General features: G+C 63.2%; 19 protein-coding genes. 6 read left to right on the top strand and 13 right to left on the bottom strand.

What is annotated here, in order from left to right:
- Positions 1-32: 32 nt before the first annotated feature.
- The gene (locus PAQ31011_RS26440) at positions 33-482 is read left to right on the top strand and encodes a hypothetical protein (RefSeq protein WP_174990152.1); all 450 of its coding nucleotides are present in this window, start codon (positions 33-35) and stop codon (positions 480-482) included.
- Positions 483-597: 115 nt separating this feature from the next.
- Here PAQ31011_RS26440 and ftsB read toward each other — a convergent pair whose 3' ends face one another.
- The 9 genes from ftsB to PAQ31011_RS15870 form a co-directional block, all read right to left on the bottom strand.
- Positions 598-1023 (bottom strand): cell division protein FtsB, encoded by a 426-nt coding sequence (gene ftsB, locus PAQ31011_RS26960; RefSeq protein ID WP_150576739.1) that lies wholly within the window; start codon positions 1021-1023, stop codon positions 598-600.
- Between the two features lie 73 nt (positions 1024-1096).
- The gene (eno, locus tag PAQ31011_RS15905) at positions 1097-2380 is read right to left on the bottom strand and encodes a phosphopyruvate hydratase (RefSeq protein ID WP_039399287.1); all 1284 of its coding nucleotides are present in this window, start codon (positions 2378-2380) and stop codon (positions 1097-1099) included.
- A 411-nt stretch (positions 2381-2791) separates the two neighbouring features.
- The gene (gene kdsA, locus PAQ31011_RS15900) at positions 2792-3646 is read right to left on the bottom strand and encodes a 3-deoxy-8-phosphooctulonate synthase (RefSeq protein WP_150576738.1); all 855 of its coding nucleotides are present in this window, start codon (positions 3644-3646) and stop codon (positions 2792-2794) included.
- A 32-nt stretch (positions 3647-3678) separates the two neighbouring features.
- Positions 3679-5337: a CTP synthase gene (gene pyrG, locus PAQ31011_RS15895; RefSeq protein WP_039399291.1), complete on the bottom strand. Its 1659-nt coding sequence runs from the start codon at positions 5335-5337 to the stop codon at positions 3679-3681.
- A 302-nt stretch (positions 5338-5639) separates the two neighbouring features.
- Positions 5640-6470 carry an alpha/beta fold hydrolase gene (locus PAQ31011_RS15890; protein WP_150576737.1) on the bottom strand — a complete coding sequence of 277 codons (831 nt, stop codon included), beginning with the start codon at positions 6468-6470 and terminating at the stop codon, positions 5640-5642.
- Positions 6471-6714: 244 nt separating this feature from the next.
- Positions 6715-9546: a DNA internalization-related competence protein ComEC/Rec2 gene (locus PAQ31011_RS15885; protein ID WP_150576736.1), complete on the bottom strand. Its 2832-nt coding sequence runs from the start codon at positions 9544-9546 to the stop codon at positions 6715-6717.
- Positions 9547-9590: 44 nt separating this feature from the next.
- Positions 9591-10448, bottom strand: a complete 858-nt coding sequence (locus tag PAQ31011_RS15880; protein WP_150576735.1) for a TatD family hydrolase — start codon at positions 10446-10448, stop codon at positions 9591-9593.
- Between the two features lie 206 nt (positions 10449-10654).
- Positions 10655-11380 (bottom strand): lipoprotein-releasing ABC transporter ATP-binding protein LolD, encoded by a 726-nt coding sequence (gene lolD, locus PAQ31011_RS15875; protein WP_046291499.1) that lies wholly within the window; start codon positions 11378-11380, stop codon positions 10655-10657.
- Positions 11373-12626, bottom strand: a complete 1254-nt coding sequence (locus PAQ31011_RS15870) for a lipoprotein-releasing ABC transporter permease subunit (RefSeq protein ID WP_150576734.1) — start codon at positions 12624-12626, stop codon at positions 11373-11375. Before PAQ31011_RS15870 ends, lolD begins: the two co-directional genes overlap by 8 nt.
- Positions 12627-12808: 182 nt before the next feature.
- Here PAQ31011_RS15870 and PAQ31011_RS15865 point away from each other — a divergent pair, with 182 nt between their 5' ends.
- Both PAQ31011_RS15865 and recJ read left to right on the top strand, forming a co-directional pair.
- Complete coding sequence (locus PAQ31011_RS15865; RefSeq protein WP_150576733.1) at positions 12809-13888, top strand: regulator; 1080 nt, start codon at positions 12809-12811, stop codon at positions 13886-13888.
- On the top strand, positions 13885-15582 hold the full coding sequence (recJ, locus tag PAQ31011_RS15860; protein WP_150576732.1) for a single-stranded-DNA-specific exonuclease RecJ: 1698 nt from the start codon (positions 13885-13887) through the stop codon (positions 15580-15582). The genes PAQ31011_RS15865 and recJ overlap by 4 nt, the downstream gene beginning before the upstream one ends.
- Here the strand turns inward: recJ and PAQ31011_RS15855 are convergent.
- The 4 genes from PAQ31011_RS15855 to PAQ31011_RS15840 form a co-directional block, all read right to left on the bottom strand.
- Entirely contained in the window at positions 15560-16162 is a 603-nt protein-coding gene (locus tag PAQ31011_RS15855; protein WP_150576731.1) for a hypothetical protein, read from the bottom strand. The two genes, recJ and PAQ31011_RS15855, sit on opposite strands and share 23 nt — an antisense overlap.
- A gap of 11 nt (positions 16163-16173) precedes the next feature.
- On the bottom strand, positions 16174-18309 hold the full coding sequence (locus tag PAQ31011_RS15850; protein ID WP_174990151.1) for a TonB-dependent siderophore receptor: 2136 nt from the start codon (positions 18307-18309) through the stop codon (positions 16174-16176).
- Positions 18310-18539: 230 nt separating this feature from the next.
- Positions 18540-19463: a helix-turn-helix transcriptional regulator gene (locus PAQ31011_RS15845; RefSeq protein ID WP_150576729.1), complete on the bottom strand. Its 924-nt coding sequence runs from the start codon at positions 19461-19463 to the stop codon at positions 18540-18542.
- 114 nt (positions 19464-19577) lie between these two features.
- Positions 19578-20474, bottom strand: a complete 897-nt coding sequence (locus PAQ31011_RS15840) for a LysR family transcriptional regulator (RefSeq protein WP_150576728.1) — start codon at positions 20472-20474, stop codon at positions 19578-19580.
- Between the two features lie 218 nt (positions 20475-20692).
- Between PAQ31011_RS15840 and PAQ31011_RS15835 the strand changes: the two genes are divergently transcribed.
- The 3 genes from PAQ31011_RS15835 (at position 20693) to PAQ31011_RS15825 (ending at position 22604) form a co-directional block, all read left to right on the top strand.
- Entirely contained in the window at positions 20693-20914 is a 222-nt protein-coding gene (locus PAQ31011_RS15835) for a hypothetical protein (RefSeq protein WP_150576727.1), read from the top strand.
- Between the two features lie 102 nt (positions 20915-21016).
- Positions 21017-22121 (top strand): peptide chain release factor 2 gene (prfB, locus tag PAQ31011_RS15830; protein ID WP_174990150.1). Its coding sequence is split into 2 segments (ribosomal slippage): positions 21017-21088 and positions 21090-22121, totalling 1104 coding nucleotides; the frame shifts between segments, so codons are not numbered across the junction.
- Positions 22122-22124: 3 nt separating this feature from the next.
- Positions 22125-22604, top strand: a complete 480-nt coding sequence (locus PAQ31011_RS15825) for an Ivy family c-type lysozyme inhibitor (RefSeq protein WP_150576725.1) — start codon at positions 22125-22127, stop codon at positions 22602-22604.
- Positions 22605-22616: the final 12 nt, after the last annotated feature.

Here is a 22616-nt window from a genome sequence, read left to right as displayed (position 1 = left end):
TAGGACGGACCACACCGGGTTATCGCGCCATCATGCCCCGAACCACCTCCGAAGCCTCCCCCACCAACGCGACACACGCCGCGCACGCTGCGCGCTCATGGCGAGCCCCGGCTTGTGCAATGGCGCTGTTGGCACTGACACTTGCCGCTGGCTGTGCGCAGTTGCAGTTGCCTCCGCCCGACGCGCCTTCGGCACGGCTTCCCGAATCGCAGGAAGGGGCACCGGCTATGACGGATGCGCAAAAGCTGGATCTGACGCGGCTGAACAAGCGCATCTACGACGAGCAGGAATCCACGATCGAGCGTGAGCGTGCTCAACGCGCGCTGGACGACGCCATCCGCAGCTACAACAGCAATGCCTATTTCTATGGCGGTTGGGGTGGCTGGGGCGGCCCAGGATGGTATGGGCCGGGATGGTACGGCCCTGGTGGGTATGGTGGATATGGCCCGCGATCCTCGGTCGGCATAGGTATCGGCTTCTGAAGGCAGGTTCCGAAGGTCAATAAAAAAAGGCGCTCCCGAGGGAACGCCTTTTTTGTACTACGTCTGCGCGAAACTGCCGGGAACAACAGCAGCGCCCCGTGAGGATCAACGAGGATCAGTGATGCTGCGCCTTGTGCGCCGACTGCGTCTTGCCCTTCGTCTGCGACGGCGGGGCCGGCGGCGCAGCAGCGACCGTCTTGTGAGCCGGTTCGGTCGATGACACGAGCGGTGCGTCGGCACCGGATGCACCTTGCGGCACGCCAGCACCATCCGCACCGACGAATTGCACGAACAATTCGCCGTCCTTGACCATCCCCAACTCGAAACGAGCGCGTTCTTCGATCGCCGACGTGCCGTCCTGCAGATCCTGCACTTCGCCGGCAAGGCGATCGTTACGTTCTTTCAACTGCTCGTTCTTCTGCTGTTCGGCGCTCAGCTCGTCGCGCAGTTCGTGCACGTACAACCAACCACCGTGGCCGAACCAGAGCGGATACTGGATGACAACCAACAACGCCACCAGTACCAAGGTCACCATTCGCATGCTTTCGCCTGGCAAGAATTCCGGGAAGACGGGCCTGACAACCATCAGGCCCTAACGTCCCGGGGAAACGGAATTAGCGCAGATTGTAGAACGTTTCCTTGCCCGGGTACGAAGCGATATCGCCGAGATCTTCTTCGATGCGCAGAAGCTGGTTGTACTTGGCGATACGATCGCTACGCGAGAGCGAGCCGGTCTTGATCTGACCTGCATTGGTGCCCACAGCGATATCGGCAATCGTCGAATCTTCGGTTTCGCCCGAACGGTGCGATACGACAGCCGTGTAGCCAGCGCGCTTGGCCATTTCGATGGCGGCGAACGTCTCGGTCAGCGTACCGATCTGGTTGATCTTGATGAGGATCGAGTTGGCCACGCCTTGATCGATACCTTGCTTCAGGATCTTCGTGTTGGTCACGAACAGGTCGTCACCGACCAGTTGCACCTTCTTGCCCAGCTTGTCCGTCAGGATCTTCCAGCCGGCCCAGTCGTCTTCCGACATGCCGTCTTCGATCGAGACGATCGGGAACTTGTCGCACAGGTTGGCGAGGTAGTCGGCGAATTCTTCCGAGGTCAGCGACAGGCCTTCACCGGCCAGTTCGTACTTGCCGTTCTTGTAGAACTCGGTCGAGGCGCAGTCCAGCGCGAGCAGCACGTCGTCGCCCAGGCGATAGCCGGCCTTTTCGACAGCTTCCTGAATGGTCGCGAGGCACTGTTCGTTCGATTCGAAGTTCGGTGCGAAGCCGCCTTCGTCGCCCACAGCCGTGCTCCAGCCCTTCTCAGCGATCAGCGACTTGAGTGCGTGGAAGATTTCGGTGCCGCAGCGCAGGGCTTCACGGAAGCTCGACTGACCGACCGGCATCACCATGAATTCCTGGATGTCCAGGCTGTTGTTGGCGTGCGCGCCACCGTTGACGATGTTCATCATCGGCACCGGCATTTGCATCGCGCCCGAACCGCCGAAATAGCGATACAGCGGCAGACCGGCTTCTTCGGCGGCCGCTTTGGCGACAGCCATCGACACGGCCAGCATGGCGTTCGCACCGAGGCGCGACTTGTTGTCCGTGCCGTCGAGTTCGATCAGGGTCTTGTCCAGGAAGGCCTGCTCGGCAGCGTCCAGGCCCATGATGGCTTCCGAAATCTCGGTGTTGATGTGCTCCACAGCCTTCTGCACACCCTTGCCGAGATAGCGCGACTTGTCGCCATCACGCAGTTCGATCGCTTCGCGCGAGCCGGTCGATGCGCCCGACGGCACTGCCGCACGGCCCATCACGCCCGACTCCAGCAGCACGTCGCACTCGACCGTCGGATTACCGCGCGAGTCCAGCACTTCGCGCCCGATGATATCTACGATTGCACTCATGTATTCCTCGGTATCTATAAGACAAAAACGCTAAAGGGAACCAGCTTCGCGCCGCGATCCTGCCCGCCACCTGCCGCTTCCACGCCGAGCGCTGACCGCGAACCGGCAGCGCGCCGAATCCTGACGTGGAGACCGATGCCGCGCGTGTGCGCGCACCGGTGGGCAAAACGTAGACGGGGGAACAACGGCGCCTCGAAATGAGGCACGGCGGCCTGTGGGGTGACTTCAATGTCGACGGTGCACTCGGCGTGCTGCACGCGGACCTCTCCTCCGGGGACTCGCCTTCGCAACGGCCATTGACGACCGCTGCGCGACAAGCTTAACGACTCGACGCCATGCTGCCAAGGCGTCCGGCCGCTATACCCGTCCTGTGGGCGTGCTGATAGTGGCCCCAGGACGGTGTGTCTCATTTCAGTTGAAATTGTTTTCCAGGAACTCGCCCTGCTTCACCGCCGCGTCAATCGTCTTGAGCGTGGTGAGCAGTTCGCGCATGCGTCCCAGCGGCACGGCATTCGGTCCATCCGAGAGTGCACACGCCGGATCCGGGTGCGTCTCCATGAAGAGCCCCGAGACGCCGACAGCCACCGCGGCACGCGAGAGCACCGGCACGAATTCGCGCTGACCGCCCGAACTGGTGCCTTGTCCGCCCGGCAACTGCACCGAGTGCGTGGCGTCGAACACCACCGGCGCGCCGGTCTCGCGCATGATCGCCAGCGAGCGCATATCCGAGACCAGGTTGTTGTAGCCGAACGAAACGCCTCGCTCGCAAGCCATGAAGACGTCATCGGGAAGACCGGCTTCGCGTGCAGCGTCGCGGGCCTTGTCGATGACGTTGATCATGTCGTGCGGCGCGAGAAACTGCCCCTTCTTGATGTTCACCGGCTTGCCCGACTGGGCGCAGGCGCGGATGAAATCGGTCTGGCGGCACAGGAAGGCCGGCGTTTGCAGCACGTCGACGATCGGCGCGGCAACCGCGACATCCTCTTCGGTGTGCACGTCGGTGAGCACCGGCACGCCGAGCTGGCGGCGCACTTCTTCGAGGATCTTCAGGCCTTGTTCGCGGCCCGGGCCGCGATACGACTTGCCCGAGCTACGGTTCGCCTTGTCGAACGACGACTTGTAGATGAACGGAATGCCGAGCGCGCTCGTGATTTCCTTGAGCTGCCCTGCGACGTCGATCGTCATTTGCTCCGACTCGACGACGCAGGTACCCGCGATCAGGAAAAACGGCTTGTTCAGGCCAACATCGAAACCGCACAGTTTCATGGGAACTCCTTGTTTCTCGCTCGCTGCGCGTCTCAGGCGGCCTTCTTGCGCGCTTGCTGACCGGCCAGCGCTGCTTCAACGTAAGCCTTGAAGAGCGGGTGACCATCGCGCGGCGTCGAGGTGAACTCGGGGTGGAACTGAACGCCCACGAACCACGGGTGCACCTGCTGCGGCAGCTCCATCATTTCCGGCAGATTCTCGGTCGGCGTGCGTGCCGAAATCACGAGACCGGCGGCTTCGAGCTGCGGGACGTAGTGATTGTTGACTTCGTAACGGTGGCGGTGACGCTCGTTGACCGTCTCGCCATAAATGCGCGACGCCAGCGTTTCGGCCTTGACCGGCACACGTTGCGAGCCCAAGCGCATCGTGCCGCCCAGATCCGAGTCTTCGGTACGCTGCTCGACCTTGCCGTCGCGATCCTGCCACTCGGTGATGAGAGCGACGACCGGATGCGGCGTTGCCGGTTCGAATTCCGTGCTGTTGGCGTCGGCCAGATTGGCGACGTCGCGCGCGAATTCGATCACGGCCAGCTGCATGCCGAGGCAGATGCCCAGATACGGCACGCGGTTTTCGCGGGCGTAACGGATCGCCTTGATCTTGCCTTCCGTACCACGACGGCCGAAACCGCCCGGCACGAGAATCGCGTCCAGATGCTTGAGCGCATCCGTGCCGTCCTTCTCGATCTGCTCGGAATCGATGTACTCGATATTCACGCGCGTTTCCGTGTGGATAGCCGCGTGACGCAGCGCTTCGATCAGCGACTTGTACGACTCGGTCAGATCGACGTACTTGCCGACCATACCGATCGTGACATCGTGCTTCGGATTCTCGACGGCATGCACCAGACGCGTCCACATGGACAGGTCAGCCGGCTTGGCTTCGATCTTCAGCTCGTCGCAGATGATCTTGTCCATGCCCTGGTCATGCAGCATTTGCGGAATCTTGTAAATCGTGTCGACGTCCCACACCGAAATCACGGCGTCTTGCGGGATGTTCGCGAACAGCGAAATCTTGGCGCACTCGTCTTCCGGGATCTGACGATCGGCGCGGCACAGCAGCACGTCCGGCGAGATACCGATTTCGCGCAGCTTCTGCACGCTGTGTTGCGTCGGCTTGGTCTTGAGTTCGCCGGCCGTCGCAATGTACGGCACGAGCGTCAGGTGCACGAAGGCCACGCTGTTGCGGCCCAGGCGCAGGTTCATCTGACGCGCGGCTTCGAGGAACGGCAGCGACTCGATGTCACCGACCGTGCCGCCGATTTCGACGATGGCGACGTCGGGATGGCCGTCCCACGTCGAACGCGCACCGCGCTCCACGAAGGCCTGAATTTCATTGGTGATGTGCGGAATGACCTGAACGGTCTTGCCGAGGTACTCGCCTCGGCGTTCCTTACGGATCACCGACTCGTAGATCTGGCCCGTCGTGAAGTTGTTCGCACGACGCATCTTCGCGCTGATGAAGCGCTCATAGTGACCCAGATCGAGGTCGGTTTCAGCACCGTCCTCGGTCACAAACACCTCGCCGTGCTGGAACGGGCTCATCGTGCCCGGGTCGACGTTGATGTAGGGGTCAAGCTTGAGGAGGGTGACTTTGAGGCCACGCGATTCGAGAATCGCGGCCAGAGATGCGGCAGCAATTCCCTTACCAAGAGAGGAAACCACGCCGCCCGTGACAAAAACGAATTTGGTCATCGCAGTAATTGCTCGCGGGAAAGCCGGATTATACCCGAAACCCGCCCCGTCCTCGAGGGGCTGCGCGGCAAATTTTGGCCTTGACAGGCACCCTGCGCGGCGTCCCGTCACGACCGGCGCGCCCCGGCACGAAACTCTGCGATCTCAGACTCGGGGCAGCACAAACCACCACCGGCGCTGCCGAATGTGCGCATTCACGCGCATTAGCGCGCATTGACTCGCCTCTCCACCGGCCGCCGCTCAGTTGCTGAGCCCCCCCCCGAGGCATCGTCGCGCGGCGCACGGCGTGCCACGCGCAACATTTAGGCGGCCAACGGACGGCGATGCTCTCCACGCAATTCCGCGAGCATGTCGCTGATGGCTGCCGCCGTGTCCAGCGGGCGCTCCATCGGGAAAAGATGGGTGCCGGGAACATAACGCAGGTGCGTGCCGACAATCCGGCGCGTCGCCCCGATCCCGGCCTGACGCAACTCCCGAGACTCGGTCCCCGCGAGGAAGCCGACCGGCACCGGCACGCCTCGCAGTGCGCGCACGGCGAGCAAAGGCGGCAACGTCAGATAGATCCGATATTCGATCTCGCGCGCAAAGGCGAGACGCCGGGCTTCGCCCTCCCCCGTCGGCAACGTCCCGCAATCAATGTAATCGCGCAGCACGTCCGGATCCCAACTGGCGAACGCCGGTTTGCTCGCAAAATGCTGCCACGCGCTTTCCCAGTCGGGCCATTGATCGCGACGTTTCTTGGTCACCCCCGCGGGCGACATCCGTTCGTAAAGCCCCGTCAGCATGCCCAGACGAAGCATCTGTGTGCGCCAGCCCGGCGTAACGATAGGCGAATCCACCATCACCACACCCCGCACGCACTGTGGGGCTTTGAGTGCCGCCATCAGACTCAGGAAGCCGCCGAGCGAATGCCCCACGAGCCAGACCGGCTCGCCCCGATACTGACGCTCCAGCGTGTCGACCAGTTCGTTGCGCAAATATCGCCAGCCCGGCGTCACCGGATAACGCGGGTCATGCCCGATTCGATCGATGGCACGCACGTCGTATTCGTCGGCCAGCGCACCGAGCATCTTGCGATAGACCCCGGCGGGAAAGCCGTTGCCGTGCGAGAAATGGATGATGTCTCTTGTCATGGAATTCGTTGTCTTGGCGAGCGTGCGTCATGCGCCATGGGACGGCGGCACACGTTGGCGCACGTTGGCGCACGTTGGCGCACGTTTGTGCATTCGGCACGAGGATCAGGCCGCATGACATTCACCGGACCATTCTAGCGAACCGCTCGTTGAGTACCCGTAGAGGTTTCCGTCGAATTGCCACTCTGCGCCGTCACGAAAAAGTGCCCGGAAAGCCCCCACATACAGCTCAAGCTGCCGCTTTTCAGGACGAATCGGGCGACATTGCGTGCCAGTAGCGCCGGTAACTCGCACGATAGGCCTGCGCCGTCATGCCGTCTGGCGCGCTGGAAAACCGAATGCCGCCATGCGTCACGCTCTGCCAGAGCGTCGCGCCCGCCGCTCGATAACGGGCGACCACGGCCGGTTTCGGATGCCCGAAACGGTTTCGGTACCCCGTCTGAAACACCACGTGCGTCGGAGATACCGCGCTCACAAACGCCGAGGTCGACGATGTCGAACTGCCGTGATGCGGGGCGAGAAGCACGTCCGAGCGAAGCGCCCTCCCATAGCGGGCCACCATCGTGCGTTCCTGTGCGCTTTCTGCGTCGGCCGCGAGCAATGCACTGTGCCGTCCGTTCTCAATGCGCAGCACACAGCTCACACTATTTGGCCCCGACCTCCCGCCCCAGCCGTTACGCAACGCCGCCTTGTCCGGATGCAGAAACCGAAACGTGATGCCTTCCCACTGCCACTGCTGCCCGGCAAGACAGGTGCGATGCGTTGTCGACGCGCGCCGAACCCGATGCCCATCGGGCAAGGACGACAGAACTTGCGCCCCTGGAAACGCCCGCAACACGCTCAACGCGCCGCCAAAATGGTCGTCGTGGGCATGGCTGACGACCAGCCGGTCGAGTCGCGTGATCCCCATCGAGCGCAAATACGGGACGATTACACGCCGCCCCGCGTCACTGCGTCGCCCCAATGGCGGGCCGCTGTCGAACAGCAGCGTTCGCGTCGCGGTTTCGACCAGCACGGCATTGCCCTGACCGACGTCGAGCATGGTCACCCGAAACTCGCCCACCGACGGCCGTTGCGGGGACGTCAGCGCCGCCGGCCCCATCAGCGCAACGCCGGCGAGTCGTATGCTGATCACCCACTTCCGAGCTGCGGGAACCCACTGCGGCATCGGCATCAGACAAACCACCACGCCAGCCACGGCCGCCGTCTGTGCCCATAGTGGCGCGACCGGTGCCCGCCAAACGGCCCAAGGCTGTGCCGCCAGCGTGGCCAACCAGTCCGCCAGCCAGACGACCACCGTATGCGCAACAACGAGCGCCCAGTGCGCAAGACCGGAAGGCAGCAATAAGCTTGCGAGCGCCAAAGGCGTAACGATCAGCGTCATGACCGGAATAGCGACGGCGTTCGCCAATGGCCCAAGCAATGGCACCGCACCGAACCACGCGAGCGTCAACGGGATCAGTCCGATGGTGACCGCGTACTGCGCGCGAGCCGCCGTCGCTAGTCGGCGGCCAAAAGCGATGCCCCAGCGCCCGCTCGACTTCGAGAGCGCCCGGTCGCTTCGCCTCGCGGCCATCACGAGCGCCGCCACCGCGCCGAACGACAACCAAAGGCCGGGCGTGACGACGGCCCACGGATCCAGCGCAACGACAATTGCCAATGCCCATGCCAACGCGTAAGACGGCGCAGCGAATCGCCCTGAGAGCAATGCCAGCACCACAATCGCGACCATGCCAACGGCTCGCCTCACAGGCACACCCCAACCTGCAATCGCGCCATAAGCCACCGCCGCCAGCAACCCTGCAACAGCGGCCGCCTTCGGCGCTGGCCACCACAATGGCAAGCGCCATCGCGCGAAGCTTGCTCGACGCCACAGCCCGCCCACCATCGCAGCCATCGCCCCGGCGACCAGCGAGACATGTAACCCGGAGATCGCCAGTAAATGGCTCACGCCTGTATCGGCGAACATTTGCCAATCGTCATCCGCGATATCGCCGCGCTCGCCGAGCACCAGCGCCATCAGCACGCCGCCATATCTCGCCGACGGCTCAAGCGCGGCGCGCAAATCGTCTCGCAATCGCTCACGCCACGCCGCGAATCCATACCCCGGCAACGGCCCCTCGTGCAGGCGACGTGGGCGTGCCGCACTTGGGAGCGCACCTTTGCCAAACGATGTCCGTACGTACCCCGACGCCCGAATACCTCGGATCAGCGCCAACAATTCCGCATCGAAGCCGTGCCAATTAGCGAAGCCGCGCGGTGCCTTGAGACGAACCGGCATTCGCCATCGCTCACCTGCACGAGGCAACCGCGACCCTGCCCCCTTTGAAGCGCCCTTCGACGCATCGCCTACACCTACACCTAAGTCGACAGCACTGCGCCGTGCGAGATTCCCGCCGAAGGGGGAACGCATTGGCCAGACCAACTCGATGTGCTTCGGCACGTGCACCGCACCACATGCCGAGTCATCGCCGCCAACGTGTCGTGTCAGCGCAAGCGATGCCGCGTCAGCATCATCATTGCCGCATACTGACGAAGCGCCACATGCGTCGCAGCCGCCGAGCCCCACACTGCCCCGCCCAACGGCGTAAGCGTTCTCGACATCAAAGACGAACCGCACACCGTCGTCTGTAGTGACGGGCAGCCCCGTCACCACGCCAGTCACCAGCACGTCCTGCCCTTCAAGTGCAGCAGGCAAGCTGTCCCCGAGCCGCAGTTCCGCGCGGTACGCCGCCCAGGCGTATCCACCAACACCGGCACTCAACGCGAATACCGTCACGGCAGACCATCGTTGCCAGACTGAATTTGCAGACGCTCCGGCAATGACCGGAGGGCATTCGGCACCGCCACCAGTCAGTGCGGCCTTGCCGTCACGACAGCGATTCTCGATCTTCGCCCTCCACGGTCGTGCGTATGAACTGGGACACCCCGCCGCCCAAATCACACGCAGCGCACCCGCGACGAATACACACCCGGCAATGCCGACCACCACGGTGAATCCTTGTCCCGTCGGCAGCGCAGAGGCTTGTTGCAGCCACCAGACACCCGCCACCCAGGCGAGCAGCACCATTCTCATGACGTCACCACGTCATGTTTCGACCGTCGCGCGACGCCTCGGCGTCAGCGCGATTGCCCGGAAGTGTTGGGGGACATCAGAGAGAAATTCGCGGCAGGTCCGTCGCCCGGCACCATCGCCATGGCACCGGACAAGCGCGGCAGCACTCGCCAGGCGTTGGCGCACGTCGCTTGAGACAACACCTCAGGTGCAATGCCTCGCAGCTCCGCCAGCACCTGTGCGATGCGCGGCAATTCCACAGGGCTATTGCGCTGCTTATAGCGCCATTCCGGAGCAATGTCGGGCGCATCCGTCTCCAGCACGATGGATTCCAACGGCATATCCACAGCCAAACGACGAATCTGCAACGCGCGATCAAACGTCATCTGCCCACCGAATCCAAGGCAAAAGCCACGCTCGACGAACATGTCCGCCTGCTGACGACTGCCATTGAACGCGTGCGCGATGCCGCCTCGCGGCGTGAAGATTCGAAGCTGTTTGAGCAGCGCGTCCTGCGAGCGACGCACGTGAAGAATGACCGGCAGATCGAAATCGCGTGCGATCTTCAGTTGCTCGACGTAAAAGAACTGCTGGCGATCGGGGTCGAGCGTCCTGACGAAGTAATCCAGTCCGATCTCGCCAATGCCGACGAAGCGCGGATCGCCCATGGCAAGCTCGACCGCCCGGCGCAGCGTCGCGATGTCCTCGTCGCGTGCGCGCGGCGTGTAGAGCGGATGAATGCCCAACGCATACACGCCTCCGGGAATGGCGCGGGCGGCAGCGCGAGCCGCGTCGAACGTCGCGCATTCGACCGCAGGCACGACAAGCCCGACCACCCCGGCAGCGACGGCGTCGGTAATCACAGTAGTGCGGTCGGCGTCAAACTCGGCCGCATCGAGATGGCAATGGGTATCGATCCACATGGTCAGGTGTCCTTAGGCGTCAATTCTACGGGGCGATGACAAGGCTCGCACGTCGTCTTTGTCGTGACCATCGGACAACACCGCATCATGGTCTAGGACGTTGCCGAAAAACGCATTCGCGCACCGTCCTGAAAATGCAAAACGCCGGGGAAATCCCCGGCGCTTATCTGTCCGTCATGACCGGCAACCGCCAGCCTTTCACGAACTTACGCAGATTCCAGCACCCCTTCGCGAAGACGCAAGGCCCGATCGCAACGACGCGCCAGATCGATATCGTGCGTGACGATCACAAAGCTGGTCTTGAGCGTCTCAGACAACTCCAGCATGAGCTCGAAGACGGTCTCAGCGGTATGCCCGTCGAGGTTACCGGTCGGCTCGTCCGCCAGCACGCATGCGGGTTGCGTTACCAGTGCCCGCGCCATCGCCACGCGCTGACGCTCACCGCCCGACAGCTCCGACGGACGATGCTTCATCCGCGAACCCAACCCGACACGCTCCAGCATCACCTGTGCCGCTGCGCGTGCCTGCTCGGTCGGCAGGCGACGGATACGCAGCGGCATCGCCACGTTATCCAGCGCAGAGAACTCGGCCAACAGATGGTGAAACTGATAAACGAAGCCGAGCGACTGATTGCGCTGCGCCGTCTTGTCGCGCTCGCGCAGCGACGAAAACGGCTTGCCGAGCAACGACACTTCGCCACGCGACGGATCGTCGAGCCCACCCAGCACGTGAAGCAAAGTACTCTTGCCGGAGCCCGACGCCCCAACGATCGCCACCTTCTCACCGGGCGCAACGTCAAGGCTCGCCCCGTTGAGCACCGTCACGTTCAACTGACCTTGCTTGAACGTCTTGTGCAGATCGCGAGCCCGCAACACAGGGCCGTCATAAGCCAGATTCGGCACGGGGGCCATCGATTGATTTGCGTTACTCATAGCGCAGAGCCTCCGCCGGTTTGACGCGCGAGGCACGCCAGCTCGGATAGATCGTCGCAAGCGCCGAGAGGATGAAGGAGATCACCCCGATACGGATCACGTCGGACGATTGCAGATCCGAGGGCAATTCGGAAATGAAGTAGATGTCTTGCGGCAGAAAGTGAATCCCCAGCAAACGTTCGATGAACGGCACGATCGTCCCGATATTCACCGAAATCAGACAGCCGAGGCCGACACCGAGCAACGCGCCGGCGAAGCCGATCGTCACGCCCTGCACGATGAAGATCTTCATGATCGAGCCGGGCTGCGCGCCCAGCGTTCTCAGAATGGCGATATCCGCGTACTTGTCGGTCACCGTCATCACCAGCGAGGACACGAGGTTGAACGCCGCCACCGCGATGATGAGCGTCAGGATGATGAACATCATGCGCTTTTCGGTCTGCACCGCCACGAACCAGTTCTTGTTCTGCTGGGTCCAGTCGCGCACCCACATGTTGCCGGAGAGCGTCTTGGCCAGTTCGCGCGCCACGAGCGGTGCCTGCTCCATATCCTGAATTTTCAGACGCACGCCCGTCGGGCCGTCGAGTCTGAAGAGTGTTTCCGCGTCATGCAGGTCAATGAGCGCCAGCGAACTGTCGTATTCGTAATGCCCCGCCGTGAAGATCGCGACCACGGTGAACTGCTTCACGCGTGGCAACACGCCGGCGGGCGTGATCGTGCCCTGAGGGGCCACCAGCGTGATCTTGTCGCCGATGCTCACGCCCAGCGCTCGCGCCAGCTCTCGCCCGAGCACGATGCCGAAGCTGCCCGGCGTCAGGTTGGTCAACGTACCGTCCGTAATCTGCTTGCCGAGGTCGGAGACCTTCGCTTCCTCACTCGGGACGATGCCGCGCAGGACCACGCCGCGCACGTTATCGTCGCGCGTGAGCATGGCCTGCTCACCCACATAAGGCGCTGCCGCAATGACGTTCTTGTTTTGCAGCGCTTCGGCGGCCGTACGCTGCCAGTCCGGCAGGTTGCCGTCGACCGCGAAGACCTCGATGTGCGCCAGCACGGAGAGCATGCGGTCCCGAACTTCCTTCTGAAAGCCGTTCATCACCGAGAGCACCACAATGAGCGCCGCCACGCCCAGCGCAATGCCGGCCATGGAGATGAAGGAGATGAAGGAAATGAAACCGTTGCCGGATGATCGCTTGCCGGTGCGCGTATAGCGCCAGCCGATCTGCCATTCGTATGGGAATTTCAAACGGATTCCTGATTCTTGATAAGGATCGATCGGAGCGTACCGGCGCCGGTTTGCACCCGCGCGGGTCCAGTACCCAAACTCCGCCCCCGGCCCCTGCCCGGCGCGGTGAATGGTACGTTCCGTACCTGACGTCAGGGTCACCCAACTGCCAGCGCGAAGTTTGCCATACAATTCGCCTCGACATGGATACACCTGCCCTGCACTTTCTCTTGCCGTTCGCGCTCCCCGCGTCGGCCCATTTGCCCGCACTGCTGGCCGAATTGGAGTTGCCCGCGCTCGAAAAGTTGCTCGCGCGCGGCGTTCAGTCGGCGCAGGACGTGCCGGAAGACCCGTTTGTCCCCACGCTGCCGCACGAACGCTGGCTCGCCGACGCTTTCGGGCTGCCCGGCGGCCCCGCGCGCGCGCCGCTCGCGCCGTTCATGCTGTTTGACGACAGCGGCGCACTCGACACCCGGTTCTGGTACTGCGCGCAACCCGCCCACATCCACATCGCCACCGACCATCTCGTGCTGACGGATCCGGCCGAACTGGAATTGAGCGCGGAGGAATCTGCGGCCCTTTTCACGACAGCACACGCGCTGTTCGCCGAAGAAGGCGGCGAGTTGATCGCACCGCGCCCCGACCGGTGGTATCTGAGCGCCCCCGCGCTGGGCGACCTCCTCGCGGCGTCGCCCGCGCGCGCCGCCGGACGTAACGTCGACATCTGGCTGCCGCAGGGCAAGGCCGAGTTGACGTGGCGCAAGTGGCAAAACGAAGTGCAGATGGCCTGGTACGACCACCCGGCCAATCAGGCCCGCGAAGCACGCGGCTTGCCGCCCGTGAACGCCATCTGGCTGTTCGGCGGCGGTCAGCGTATTGCGGCGCCCCGCATGAATCGTCCGTGCGTCACGGTATTGGCCGACGCCCCCGCTACGCGCGGACTGGCGAAACATATGCAGATCGCACTGCACCCCACCTCGGCAGGTATCGACGCCGCCGACGGCCGCACCCTGGTGCAGATCGACACCCTGACATCCTATTTCCTGGTGGAAGACTGGGCACGCTGGCGCGACGCCCTCGTCGACCTCGACCGTCGCTGGCTGGCGCCAGCGCTGGAGCGTCTGCAAAAAGGGCAAGCGCGAGAAGTCGCGCTCACGCTGTGCGGCGACAGCCACTCCGTGACCCTGCGCGCCCGTAGCGGCGACCTGCGCAAGTTCTGGCGTCGCCAGGGGCTCACCGCACGCATGGTGCCGCTGGCCCGGCTGGGCGAGGAAGTGGCATGACCGACATCGTCACCCGTCTCGTCGACGAGACGACCGCCGATACCCTCTCGCGTGACGGCGTCCACCCCGTGCTGGCCCGCCTGTTCGCCTCGCGCGGTGTGGTCGAAAGCACCGAGACCGAAACCGCGCTCGCTCGCCTGATTCCGCCCACGCAGCTCAAGGGGGCGCAAGAGGCGGCAGTCTTCCTCGCAGACGCCATCGCCGCGGGCAAACGCATGCTCGTCGTGGCCGACTACGACTGCGATGGGGCGACGGCTTGCGCCGTGGCCGTACGTGGACTGCGCATGTTTGGCGCGAACGTCGAATATCTGGTGCCAAACCGCTTCGAATACGGTTACGGCCTCACGCCGGAAATCGTGACGCTGGCGGCGCGTGGCAAACAAGGCCCGCCGGATGTTCTGATTACCGTCGACAACGGCATCGCCAGCCTCGATGGCGTGGCCGCCGCACAACTGCTCGGGATCGAAGTCGTGGTCACCGACCACCACTTGCCCGGCAGCGAACTGCCTAACGCGCGCTGCATCGTCAATCCGAATCAGCCGGGCTGCGAGTTCCCCAGCAAGAATCTGGCTGGCGTCGGGGTGATGTTCTACGTGCTGCTGGCGCTGCGCGCCGAGTTGCGCGGACGTGGCGCTTTCGACGCGCGCGAACAGCCGCGGCTAGATACGTTACTGGACCTCGTGGCACTGGGCACCGTTGCCGACGTGGTCAAGCTCGACACCAACAACCGCATTCTGGTGGCACAGGGCCTCTCACGCATGCGCGCCGGACGGATGCACCCCGGCATCAACGCGCTCTTTCGTGCGGCCGCCCGCAATGCACGGCAGGCCGGCAGTTTCGATCTCGGCTTCGGTCTGGGCCCACGCCTGAACGCTGCCGGACGTCTCGCGGATATGTCGCTCGGCATCGAATGTCTGCTGACGGACGACGACGCCCGCGCCTGGACGCTTGCGCAGGAACTCGACGCAATGAACCGCGAGCGTCGCGAAATCGAAGCCGGCATGCAACAGGAAGCGCTGGCCGATCTGGCGCGCTTCGATCCACGCGCCGCGACCACGCTTTGCGCGTTTAACGAGACGTGGCACCAGGGCGTGATCGGTATCGTGGCGGCCCGCCTCAAAGAGAAGTTCTACCGTCCGACCATCGTGTTCGCCCCGGGGGACGACGGTCAGATCAAAGGGTCCGGGCGCTCGATCCCCGGTTTCCACTTGCGCGACGCGCTCGACCTCGTCACCAAACGCGAACCCGGTCTGATCGGCAAGTTCGGCGGTCACGCGATGGCCGCCGGTCTTACGATTGCGGCCGACGCGTTACCGCGTTTTCAGGCGGCGTTCGAAGCGGTCGGACAGGAATGGCTCGACGAGAAGACGCTCTCGCGCGTCATCGAAACCGACGGCGATATCGGTGACGACTGCTTCGTCCCGCCCTTCGTCGCCATGCTCGACGCCCAAGTTTGGGGACAGGGCTTCCCGCCCCCAGTTTTCTCCGGCGAGTTCGACGTGCTCTCGCAGGCCATCCTGAAAGACAAGCACCTGAAGCTGCAACTCGGACGAGGTCGCATGCGTTTCAACGCGATCTGGTTCAATCACGCCGACACGTTGCCAAGCCGCGCGCAGTTCGCGTATCGCTTAGCTGCGGACACCTTTAATGGCGTATCGCGCGTGCAGATGATCATCGAGCACGCTCAGGGCTGAACACCAGCTTCGCCGAGACGTGCTTCGGCCCCATCACACGCTGCCCTGTCAGCACGATCGTGCGCATGGCCTCCGCCCAACCCTGCATAGACGCAAGCGCCACCTCGGCATGAACGACACTCGTTCCCGCTGAGCTGGCGCGTTGCGGGGCCTTGCCCGCCGGCCACGCACGACGCAACTCGTCGTCGACCGGCGTGTCGTAAAATCCGCCGCTCATCGTGACGTCGAACGCCAGCGTGTCGTTCGCCTTGCCTGTGCAATACGCCATCCCCGTCACCCCGAATCGATGCTCGCCCTCGGCGATCAGGCCGGTGACCTGAAACAGTCGCGACGACGTCCCCTCGCGTGATGTCAGCACCAACTCGATCGGCAACGGCCCCTCCCCCTCCAGTTGGTACGTACCCCGCAATACGGTGCTCGCGGATGTCTGATGACAGACGTTCTCCACGGCAATCGGCTGGGCCTGTGCTGGCGTCTGTGCCGATGCTATCGGCAAGCCGATCAGCCACGCCCCCGCAGTGAGCGTTGCCGCCCACGTCAAACTGCGCAAGGGGCGCATCGGAGTTGTCGAGTGACTCATGAAAATGCTCCTTAGTAGTCGGCTCGCACCGTCAACATGACGCTACGCGGTGTGCCGTAATGGTTGTTCCAGCTGGTGTTCGACAGGCTCTGGTAATAGCGGCGATCGAATACGTTGCTCACGTTCAGCGCCGCCGAAAGATGCTTGTTGTAGCGATAGCCCGCGCGCAGATTCACGGTGGCATACCCGCCCTGACGCAGACGAATACCGTTGGATGTGGACGATGTCTCGCTCTGCACGTCGACGCCGCCGCCTACGCTCCAGCGACGGCCGTCGAACGGCAGGTCGTAGTTCGTCCACACACGAAACAGGTGACGCGGCGCAAAGTCGGCGAACGACTGACCTTGCGAGGTGGCGTCGGTCAGGTATTTAGTCGTGTTGAAGGTGTAGCCCGCGAATACGTTCCATGCGTCCGTGATCTGGCCGTTCGCCTGCATCTCGACGCCCTGACTCTGCACCTCGCCGGACGCGATGTAGCGACACGTCGTGCCTACGCAAGGAACGCTGGGGTCGGTCTGTGCGCGGTTCTTCTGACGAATGCGGAACATGGCGAGCGAGACATCCATCGCCCCCTCGAACAACTGCCCCTTGATGCCCGCCTCGTAACTCGCGCCAGTGATCGGCTTGAGCAGGTTGTTGCCTGCATCGAGTACCGTCTGAGGCTGGAAAATGTCGGCGTAGCTTGCGTAGAGAGACCATGTGTCGTTCAGGTCGAACACCACACCACCGTAGGGAGTGGCCTTCGCGCCTGTGCGGTAGCTGCTTGCCGGCGCATGCTGATCCCACCACGAAACGCGCGCGCCCAGCACGAGCGTGAGCGGCCGTGCGAGACGGATGCGGCCCATGGCGTAGGCACCGTTTTGCACGGTGCGTGTCGGTGTCACGTTCGAGAACGGCCCCGTGGCGGGTTCCGCGACGCTGTTGGGGTCCCATCGGAAGATGTTGACGGGTCTGCCGCCGATCGACGGAACCAAGGCCGCGCTGCGTTGCTGCGTTGTCGCCTCCAGCCGTTGCAGGCCGAACAGCAGATGGTGCTCGCGCCCCAGCACCCGCACAGGTCCGTCGACCTGAAGATCCACGCCCGTCTGCGTGTTGTCGAACCGGTAGGCCGCGCCGGTCAGTTGACTGCCGGTCCCGGTTGTCGGGTTGATCGCCCCGAACGCCACGCCGTACTTCAGATCGCCACCGGCATCGAGATAGTTCGCGGAAAGCTTCGCTGCCCAGCCGTTGCCGAGTTGCTGCTCCAACGTGCCGAATACGCGCGTCTCGGACCAGTCGAAGGTGTCCCACGACGAGCCAAGGAACGTAGAACGCGGTAAGTGGAGATCGCCACCGGTGGTCGAGAAAGGCACGCCCGCAAGGTTCGGAGTCGACGTCGTACGTTGATATTGAACGCCAACGCGAAGCAGCGTCGTCGATGACAGGTCGGCTTCCGTCACGCCGTAGACGGTCGTCGCATGCTGACGGCCAACGTCGTAATACATGCGTTGCCGGTCATCGGACACCGCAACCCGCGCACGCAGCGATCCGCTCGGATTCAGCGGCCCGCCGATATCGGCCTCTTCGCGATAGCGATCCCAACTACCGAGCGTCACGGCGGCCGAAGCGGCAAACGTCTTCCCCGGACGCTTGTGCACGAGGTTGACCAACCCGCCCGGATTGCCCGTGCCATGAAACAGACCGGTCGATCCGCGAATGATCTCCACGCGCTCGTAGGGGGTCATGTCCTGCGGTCCCGCCGCCGTGTTCGCCATGAGCACGGGAACGCTGTCCTGCTCGAAGGCGTCGAGTTTGAAGCCGCGTGAGTAGTAGGCGGTCGTCAGCAGGACATAGGGCTGAACGGTAATGCCGGGGACCTTTTGCAGTACGTCCTCGACGGTATGCGCCCCCTGCTGCGCGATGAGCTTTTCGTCGACGACGGTCACCGTCTGCGGAATGTCACGCACCGACGGCGCAATCCTCCCCAGCAACGAGCCTTGCGTAGCGGCGGCGCGCGCATCACGCGCGGCGGTGTCAGTGACTTGCGTCACCGGCAGCGCAGCGGCGTCGGGTTGCGTTGCTTGATCGGACGTTTGTGCCGCATGTGCAGACGCAGCAGACGCAGGCGATGCCACTTGCGCGTACGCTGGCACCGTCCCTGCCGCCACGGCAAACGCCGCGATTGCGACGGCGCGCCGTACCCCGGGCGTTACCGTCAAAAGCGTAGTTGACGGGTATTGCGCCTTATCGGCGCTGAAACGATTTGTTTTTTTGGAAGACATCGGCAACACACCAACGAGACTGAAATTCGATCTCGTTATCGTGCCGATGACCGCATTACGTCACTCGCGTTTGCATCACCAACGGTGCCGATGGCATCACAAAGTGACGCGCTCCCTCAGCCGCGCAGCGTTGCGGATTCGCGCGTCAGGGTGTTGGGCAACATACCGAAACGCGCACGAAAGACCTTGGCGAAATGCGAGTCCGTGTAGCCGCACTGCCACGCCGCTTCGCTCACACTGATGCGCCGCGCGCTCAGCAATTCAAACGCTGTCGCAAGCCGACGCTCACGTACGTAACCATGCACCGTCGTGCCGAACTGCTGACGAAAACCCGCGCACAGCTTGTTGACGTTGATCCCGACTTCTCGAGCGAGCACGGGCAGCGATGGTGGTGCTTGAAGGTGATCGTTGAGGACGTCGCGAGCAGCGAACACGGCACGACGCGTGACCCGGTCGCGATGGGATTCCATGTCCTGCGTATAGGCAGCACATCGCGCCAACGCTTCGAACGTTTGTCCGATCAGCGCAAGGCGTTGCCAGCAGGTGTCGTCATCGCTGCCGTCTGCGTGCAGCGACGTCATCGCACTGGCCCAACGCCATTCATCGGCACTCATCGCACGCGTCAACACGGCGCTCGTCCCACACCAGGCACCTTGCACGCCGCGCATATCCGACGTGTTGGCAGCGCTTTCGCGCCAGCCCCGCGTGAGCGCATGTGCGTCCAGCCCACACGCTGAGATGAGATAGCGCTCGGAGAGCCGCAAGCTGAAGTAGCGCAACGCATTCGATTCGCCGTAGAGGTTATCGATGTCGAGCGGCGTGTCGCCAAAGCACACGTTCACGCTCCCCGCCCCCGCGTGGAGTAGCGGTGTACCGCCGGCGGCCCACTGCAATGCGCCGTCGAGCAAAAACACGATCTTGATATCTCCGCCCGCCAGCGACTCGCGCACCGAAGCGCCTGCCTGCGCCTGCTGTATGCCACGCACCACCGACAACCCGTCGAGATCGACGGCGTGCCGCCACGGCTGAGAAGTGACCATTTGCGAAATGTCCAAATCAAATGCTAATGAGACACATTATCATTTGAGCATTCACTTTACGCAAATGGGGTAACCGCACTTCCCGTATCGCGAGAAGTGCACAAGGTTACGTATCTACGCGGGCTGCGCCTCTGCAACGTATTCACGCATCACGCGCAGGAACGCTTCGCGTGCCGGATGCACCTCGACGCCCCGATGGCGCACGAAGAAGTTCGGCACCGCCGCGAGATCTTCCATCGCATGGCCGACGATGTTCGCTTCCTGACGGTAACGCTGATAAATCCCCCGCGGTACCAGCGAATAGCCGACACCCGCACCGACACACGCCACGATGGTTGCGTAGCTGCCATAGCTGAGGATGCGTCCCGGCGTGACCGCATTCGCAGCGAGCCACTGCTCCATCGTGCCGCGATACGGACAGCCCTGCGGCCACATGAGCAACGTCGCCCCCGAGAGATCGGCGGCTTCTTGAACCCGCCCAGCGCGCGCCGGCGCGACCAGCACAATCGGCTCCCGATAGATCTCGTCGGCCACAACTGACATCTGTGCCTGTGCTTCCAGACACGCCGTGCCCGCAATCAGGGCAGCGTCGACGCGACCGTGCTGAATTTCGTCGAGCAGATTCAGCGACGTATCCGTCACCAGATTCAGACGCACTTTCGGATAGGCCGCGTGGAACCGTGCGAGCACGGCGGGCAGTCGAGATGTGGCAGACGATTCGATCGCGCCCAGTGAAAAGTCGCCGGACGGCTCGTTTGCCGGATTGAGTGCCGCACTGGCCTCGCGCGACAACGCCAGAATCCGGTCGGCGTATCCGAGCAACGTACGTCCGCTGGGCGTGAGTTGCAGACGGCGCCCCTGACGGTGGAAGAGCTTCACGCCCACCGTGTGTTCGAGCGAGCGGATGCGGGCCGTCACGTTCGACTGAACGCAGTGCAACGCCTCGGCGGCCCCCAGCACGCTGCCCTCGTCCACGATGGCCTTGAAGGTCTGAAGTTGCAGAAAGTCCATGGGGAAGCTCCGGGGGCAGAAAGCAGGCACGAATTCACACGATGCCGAATGTTAAGCGAGGCGCGTCGTCACTTCAATAATAGTGAACAAAATCAGCTAAACAATTCACTTTTTTAGCGCATAGGAAAGGAATAAGCTTCGGGTTATCCCTAATGCGACGTCAGCCACGACATCCCGTCTCCGGCCAGCCCGCCGCACCTTGTGAAGGAAGTCACATCATGTACCGCCCTCTGTCCGCCGCCGCCAACCTCAACGCCACCGCCCCGGTTGTTGCTGCGCCGGTCACGCCGCTCGGCCTGTTCTTCCGCGCTGTCGATCAATGGCGTCTGCATTACGAACAAAAGCTTCAGGTCGAAGCGCTTGCCTCGTTCGACGATACGTCGCTCGCGGACGTCGGCTACGCGCGCGATGCGTTCGGTCTGCGCCAGACGTCGCGCTGAGCTGTTGTCCGAAAGTCGTCAAAAACCCCCGAAAAATGGGGGAAACGGGGGCTTCGCTGCGTTATAATTCCGGTTTTCCCGAATTTGCAAACGCCCTAGCTCATGGAAGCCGAACGCCTCAACGCCCTCGAATCCCTGCTCGCCGACCTGCGCACCCGCGTTGGCGAGCTCAGGGGGTATCTTTGACTTCGATGTCAAGCAAGCTCGCCTGACGGAAGTCAACAAGGAACTCGAAGACCCCAACATCTGGAACGATTCCAAGCGCGCCCAGGCACTGGGCAAGGAAAAGAAGGCGCTCGACAGCGTGGTCACCAACCTGACCGAGCTCGACACCGGCCTTTCCGATACGCAGGAATTGTTCGACATGGCCCGCGACGAGGGCGATGAAGATTCGCTCGTGGCGCTCGAAAGCGACACGCAGGGTCTCGCCGCACGCGTGGGCGACATGGAGTTCCGCCGGATGTTCAACAACCCGGCCGACCCGAACAACTGCTTCATCGACATCCAGGCCGGCGCTGGCGGTACCGAAGCCAACGACTGGGCCGGCATGCTGCTGCGCCAATACCTCCGCTACTGCGAACGCAAGGGCTTCAAGGCCGAAGTGCTCGAAGTGTCGGACGGTGACGTCGCCGGTATCAAGAGCGCCTCGCTCAAGGTCACGGGCGACTACGCCTACGGCTATCTGCGTACCGAGACCGGTGTCCACCGTCTGGTGCGCAAATCGCCATTCGACTCGTCGGGCGGCCGTCACACCTCGTTTGCCAGCCTGTTCGTCTATCCGGAAGTGGATGACTCGATCGAAATCGACATCAACCCGGCCGACGTGCGTACCGACACGTACCGTGCCTCGGGCGCAGGTGGTCAGCACATCAACAAGACCGACTCCGCCGTGCGTCTGACGCACATCCCGACCGGGATCGTCGTCGCTTGCCAGAACGACCGTTCGCAGCACCGCAACCGCGCCGAAGCGTGGGACATGCTCCGCTCGCGCCTGTTCGAACACGAAATGCGCAAGCGTCGCGCGGAGCAGGACAAGCTCGAATCGAGCAAGACCGATGTGGGCTGGGGTCACCAGATTCGCTCGTACGTGCTCGACCAGTCGCGTGTGAAGGATTTGCGTACCAGCGTGGAAACCGGCAACACCGGCAAGGTGCTCGACGGCGACCTGGACGACTTCATCTCGGCGAGCCTCAAGCAGGGAGTGTAAGGAATGGCGTTTGTCCGCACGCTAGCCGTGTGGGTGGTGAGTGCGCTGTGTCTTCAGCGCGCCGCCGTGGCTGCCCCGGCGAGTACGCCGGGTGCACCGGGTGCGAGTCCCGACACGGGACCGTACCTGCATGAACTGCTCAAGCGCCCGGACTTCTCGGGCGCTTACGCACGCATCGTTGCACCGCGCAATGTACCCGCGTGGGTGCGTCAGGGGGGAACGTCGACGCCGTCTCAACGAGTGAGCGTCGCCGGCAAGCCCTGGCTGCTGGTGCAGAGCTGCAAGCCGCACGACTGCCCTAGCGAGTACGTCCATATTTTGTATGAGCCGCGCTCGCAGTCGATCGCGGCGCTGTTTGTGCGGGACCCGAGCGCCGCGGCCAATGCCGGCCCGCACCAGGATCGCACCGAACTGATCTGGCTGGGCGCGCCCGATGGCTCGCTCAAGAATGCGCTGCTCCACACGCTGCGTTTTACCGAATAACTTCATCGTTCG

Source organism: Pandoraea aquatica (genome assembly GCF_902459565.1).
GTDB lineage: Bacteria > Pseudomonadota > Gammaproteobacteria > Burkholderiales > Burkholderiaceae > Pandoraea > Pandoraea aquatica.
Note: the sequence above shows the minus strand (reverse complement) of the source record. Positions and strands in the feature narration are given on the sequence as shown.

Bases quoted from the DNA above. Each gene is read 5' to 3' on its own strand.
- PAQ31011_RS26440 (WP_174990152.1), top strand. From the start codon at position 33: ATGCCCCGAACCACCTCCGAAGCCTCCCCCACCAACGCGACACACGCC.
- ftsB (WP_150576739.1), bottom strand. From the start codon at position 1,023: ATGCGAATGGTGACCTTGGTACTGGTGGCGTTGTTGGTTGTCATCCAG.
- eno (WP_039399287.1), bottom strand. From the start codon at position 2,380: ATGAGTGCAATCGTAGATATCATCGGGCGCGAAGTGCTGGACTCGCGC.
- kdsA (WP_150576738.1), bottom strand. From the start codon at position 3,646: ATGAAACTGTGCGGTTTCGATGTTGGCCTGAACAAGCCGTTTTTCCTG.
- pyrG (WP_039399291.1), bottom strand. From the start codon at position 5,337: ATGACCAAATTCGTTTTTGTCACGGGCGGCGTGGTTTCCTCTCTTGGT.
- PAQ31011_RS15890 (WP_150576737.1), bottom strand. From the start codon at position 6,470: ATGACAAGAGACATCATCCATTTCTCGCACGGCAACGGCTTTCCCGCC.
- PAQ31011_RS15885 (WP_150576736.1), bottom strand. From the start codon at position 9,546: ATGAGAATGGTGCTGCTCGCCTGGGTGGCGGGTGTCTGGTGGCTGCAA.
- PAQ31011_RS15880 (WP_150576735.1), bottom strand. From the start codon at position 10,448: ATGTGGATCGATACCCATTGCCATCTCGATGCGGCCGAGTTTGACGCC.
- lolD (WP_046291499.1), bottom strand. From the start codon at position 11,380: ATGAGTAACGCAAATCAATCGATGGCCCCCGTGCCGAATCTGGCTTAT.
- PAQ31011_RS15865 (WP_150576733.1), top strand. From the start codon at position 12,809: ATGGATACACCTGCCCTGCACTTTCTCTTGCCGTTCGCGCTCCCCGCG.
- recJ (WP_150576732.1), top strand. From the start codon at position 13,885: ATGACCGACATCGTCACCCGTCTCGTCGACGAGACGACCGCCGATACC.
- PAQ31011_RS15855 (WP_150576731.1), bottom strand. From the start codon at position 16,162: ATGAGTCACTCGACAACTCCGATGCGCCCCTTGCGCAGTTTGACGTGG.
- PAQ31011_RS15845 (WP_150576729.1), bottom strand. From the start codon at position 19,463: ATGGTCACTTCTCAGCCGTGGCGGCACGCCGTCGATCTCGACGGGTTG.
- PAQ31011_RS15840 (WP_150576728.1), bottom strand. From the start codon at position 20,474: ATGGACTTTCTGCAACTTCAGACCTTCAAGGCCATCGTGGACGAGGGC.
- PAQ31011_RS15835 (WP_150576727.1), top strand. From the start codon at position 20,693: ATGTACCGCCCTCTGTCCGCCGCCGCCAACCTCAACGCCACCGCCCCG.
- PAQ31011_RS15825 (WP_150576725.1), top strand. From the start codon at position 22,125: ATGGCGTTTGTCCGCACGCTAGCCGTGTGGGTGGTGAGTGCGCTGTGT.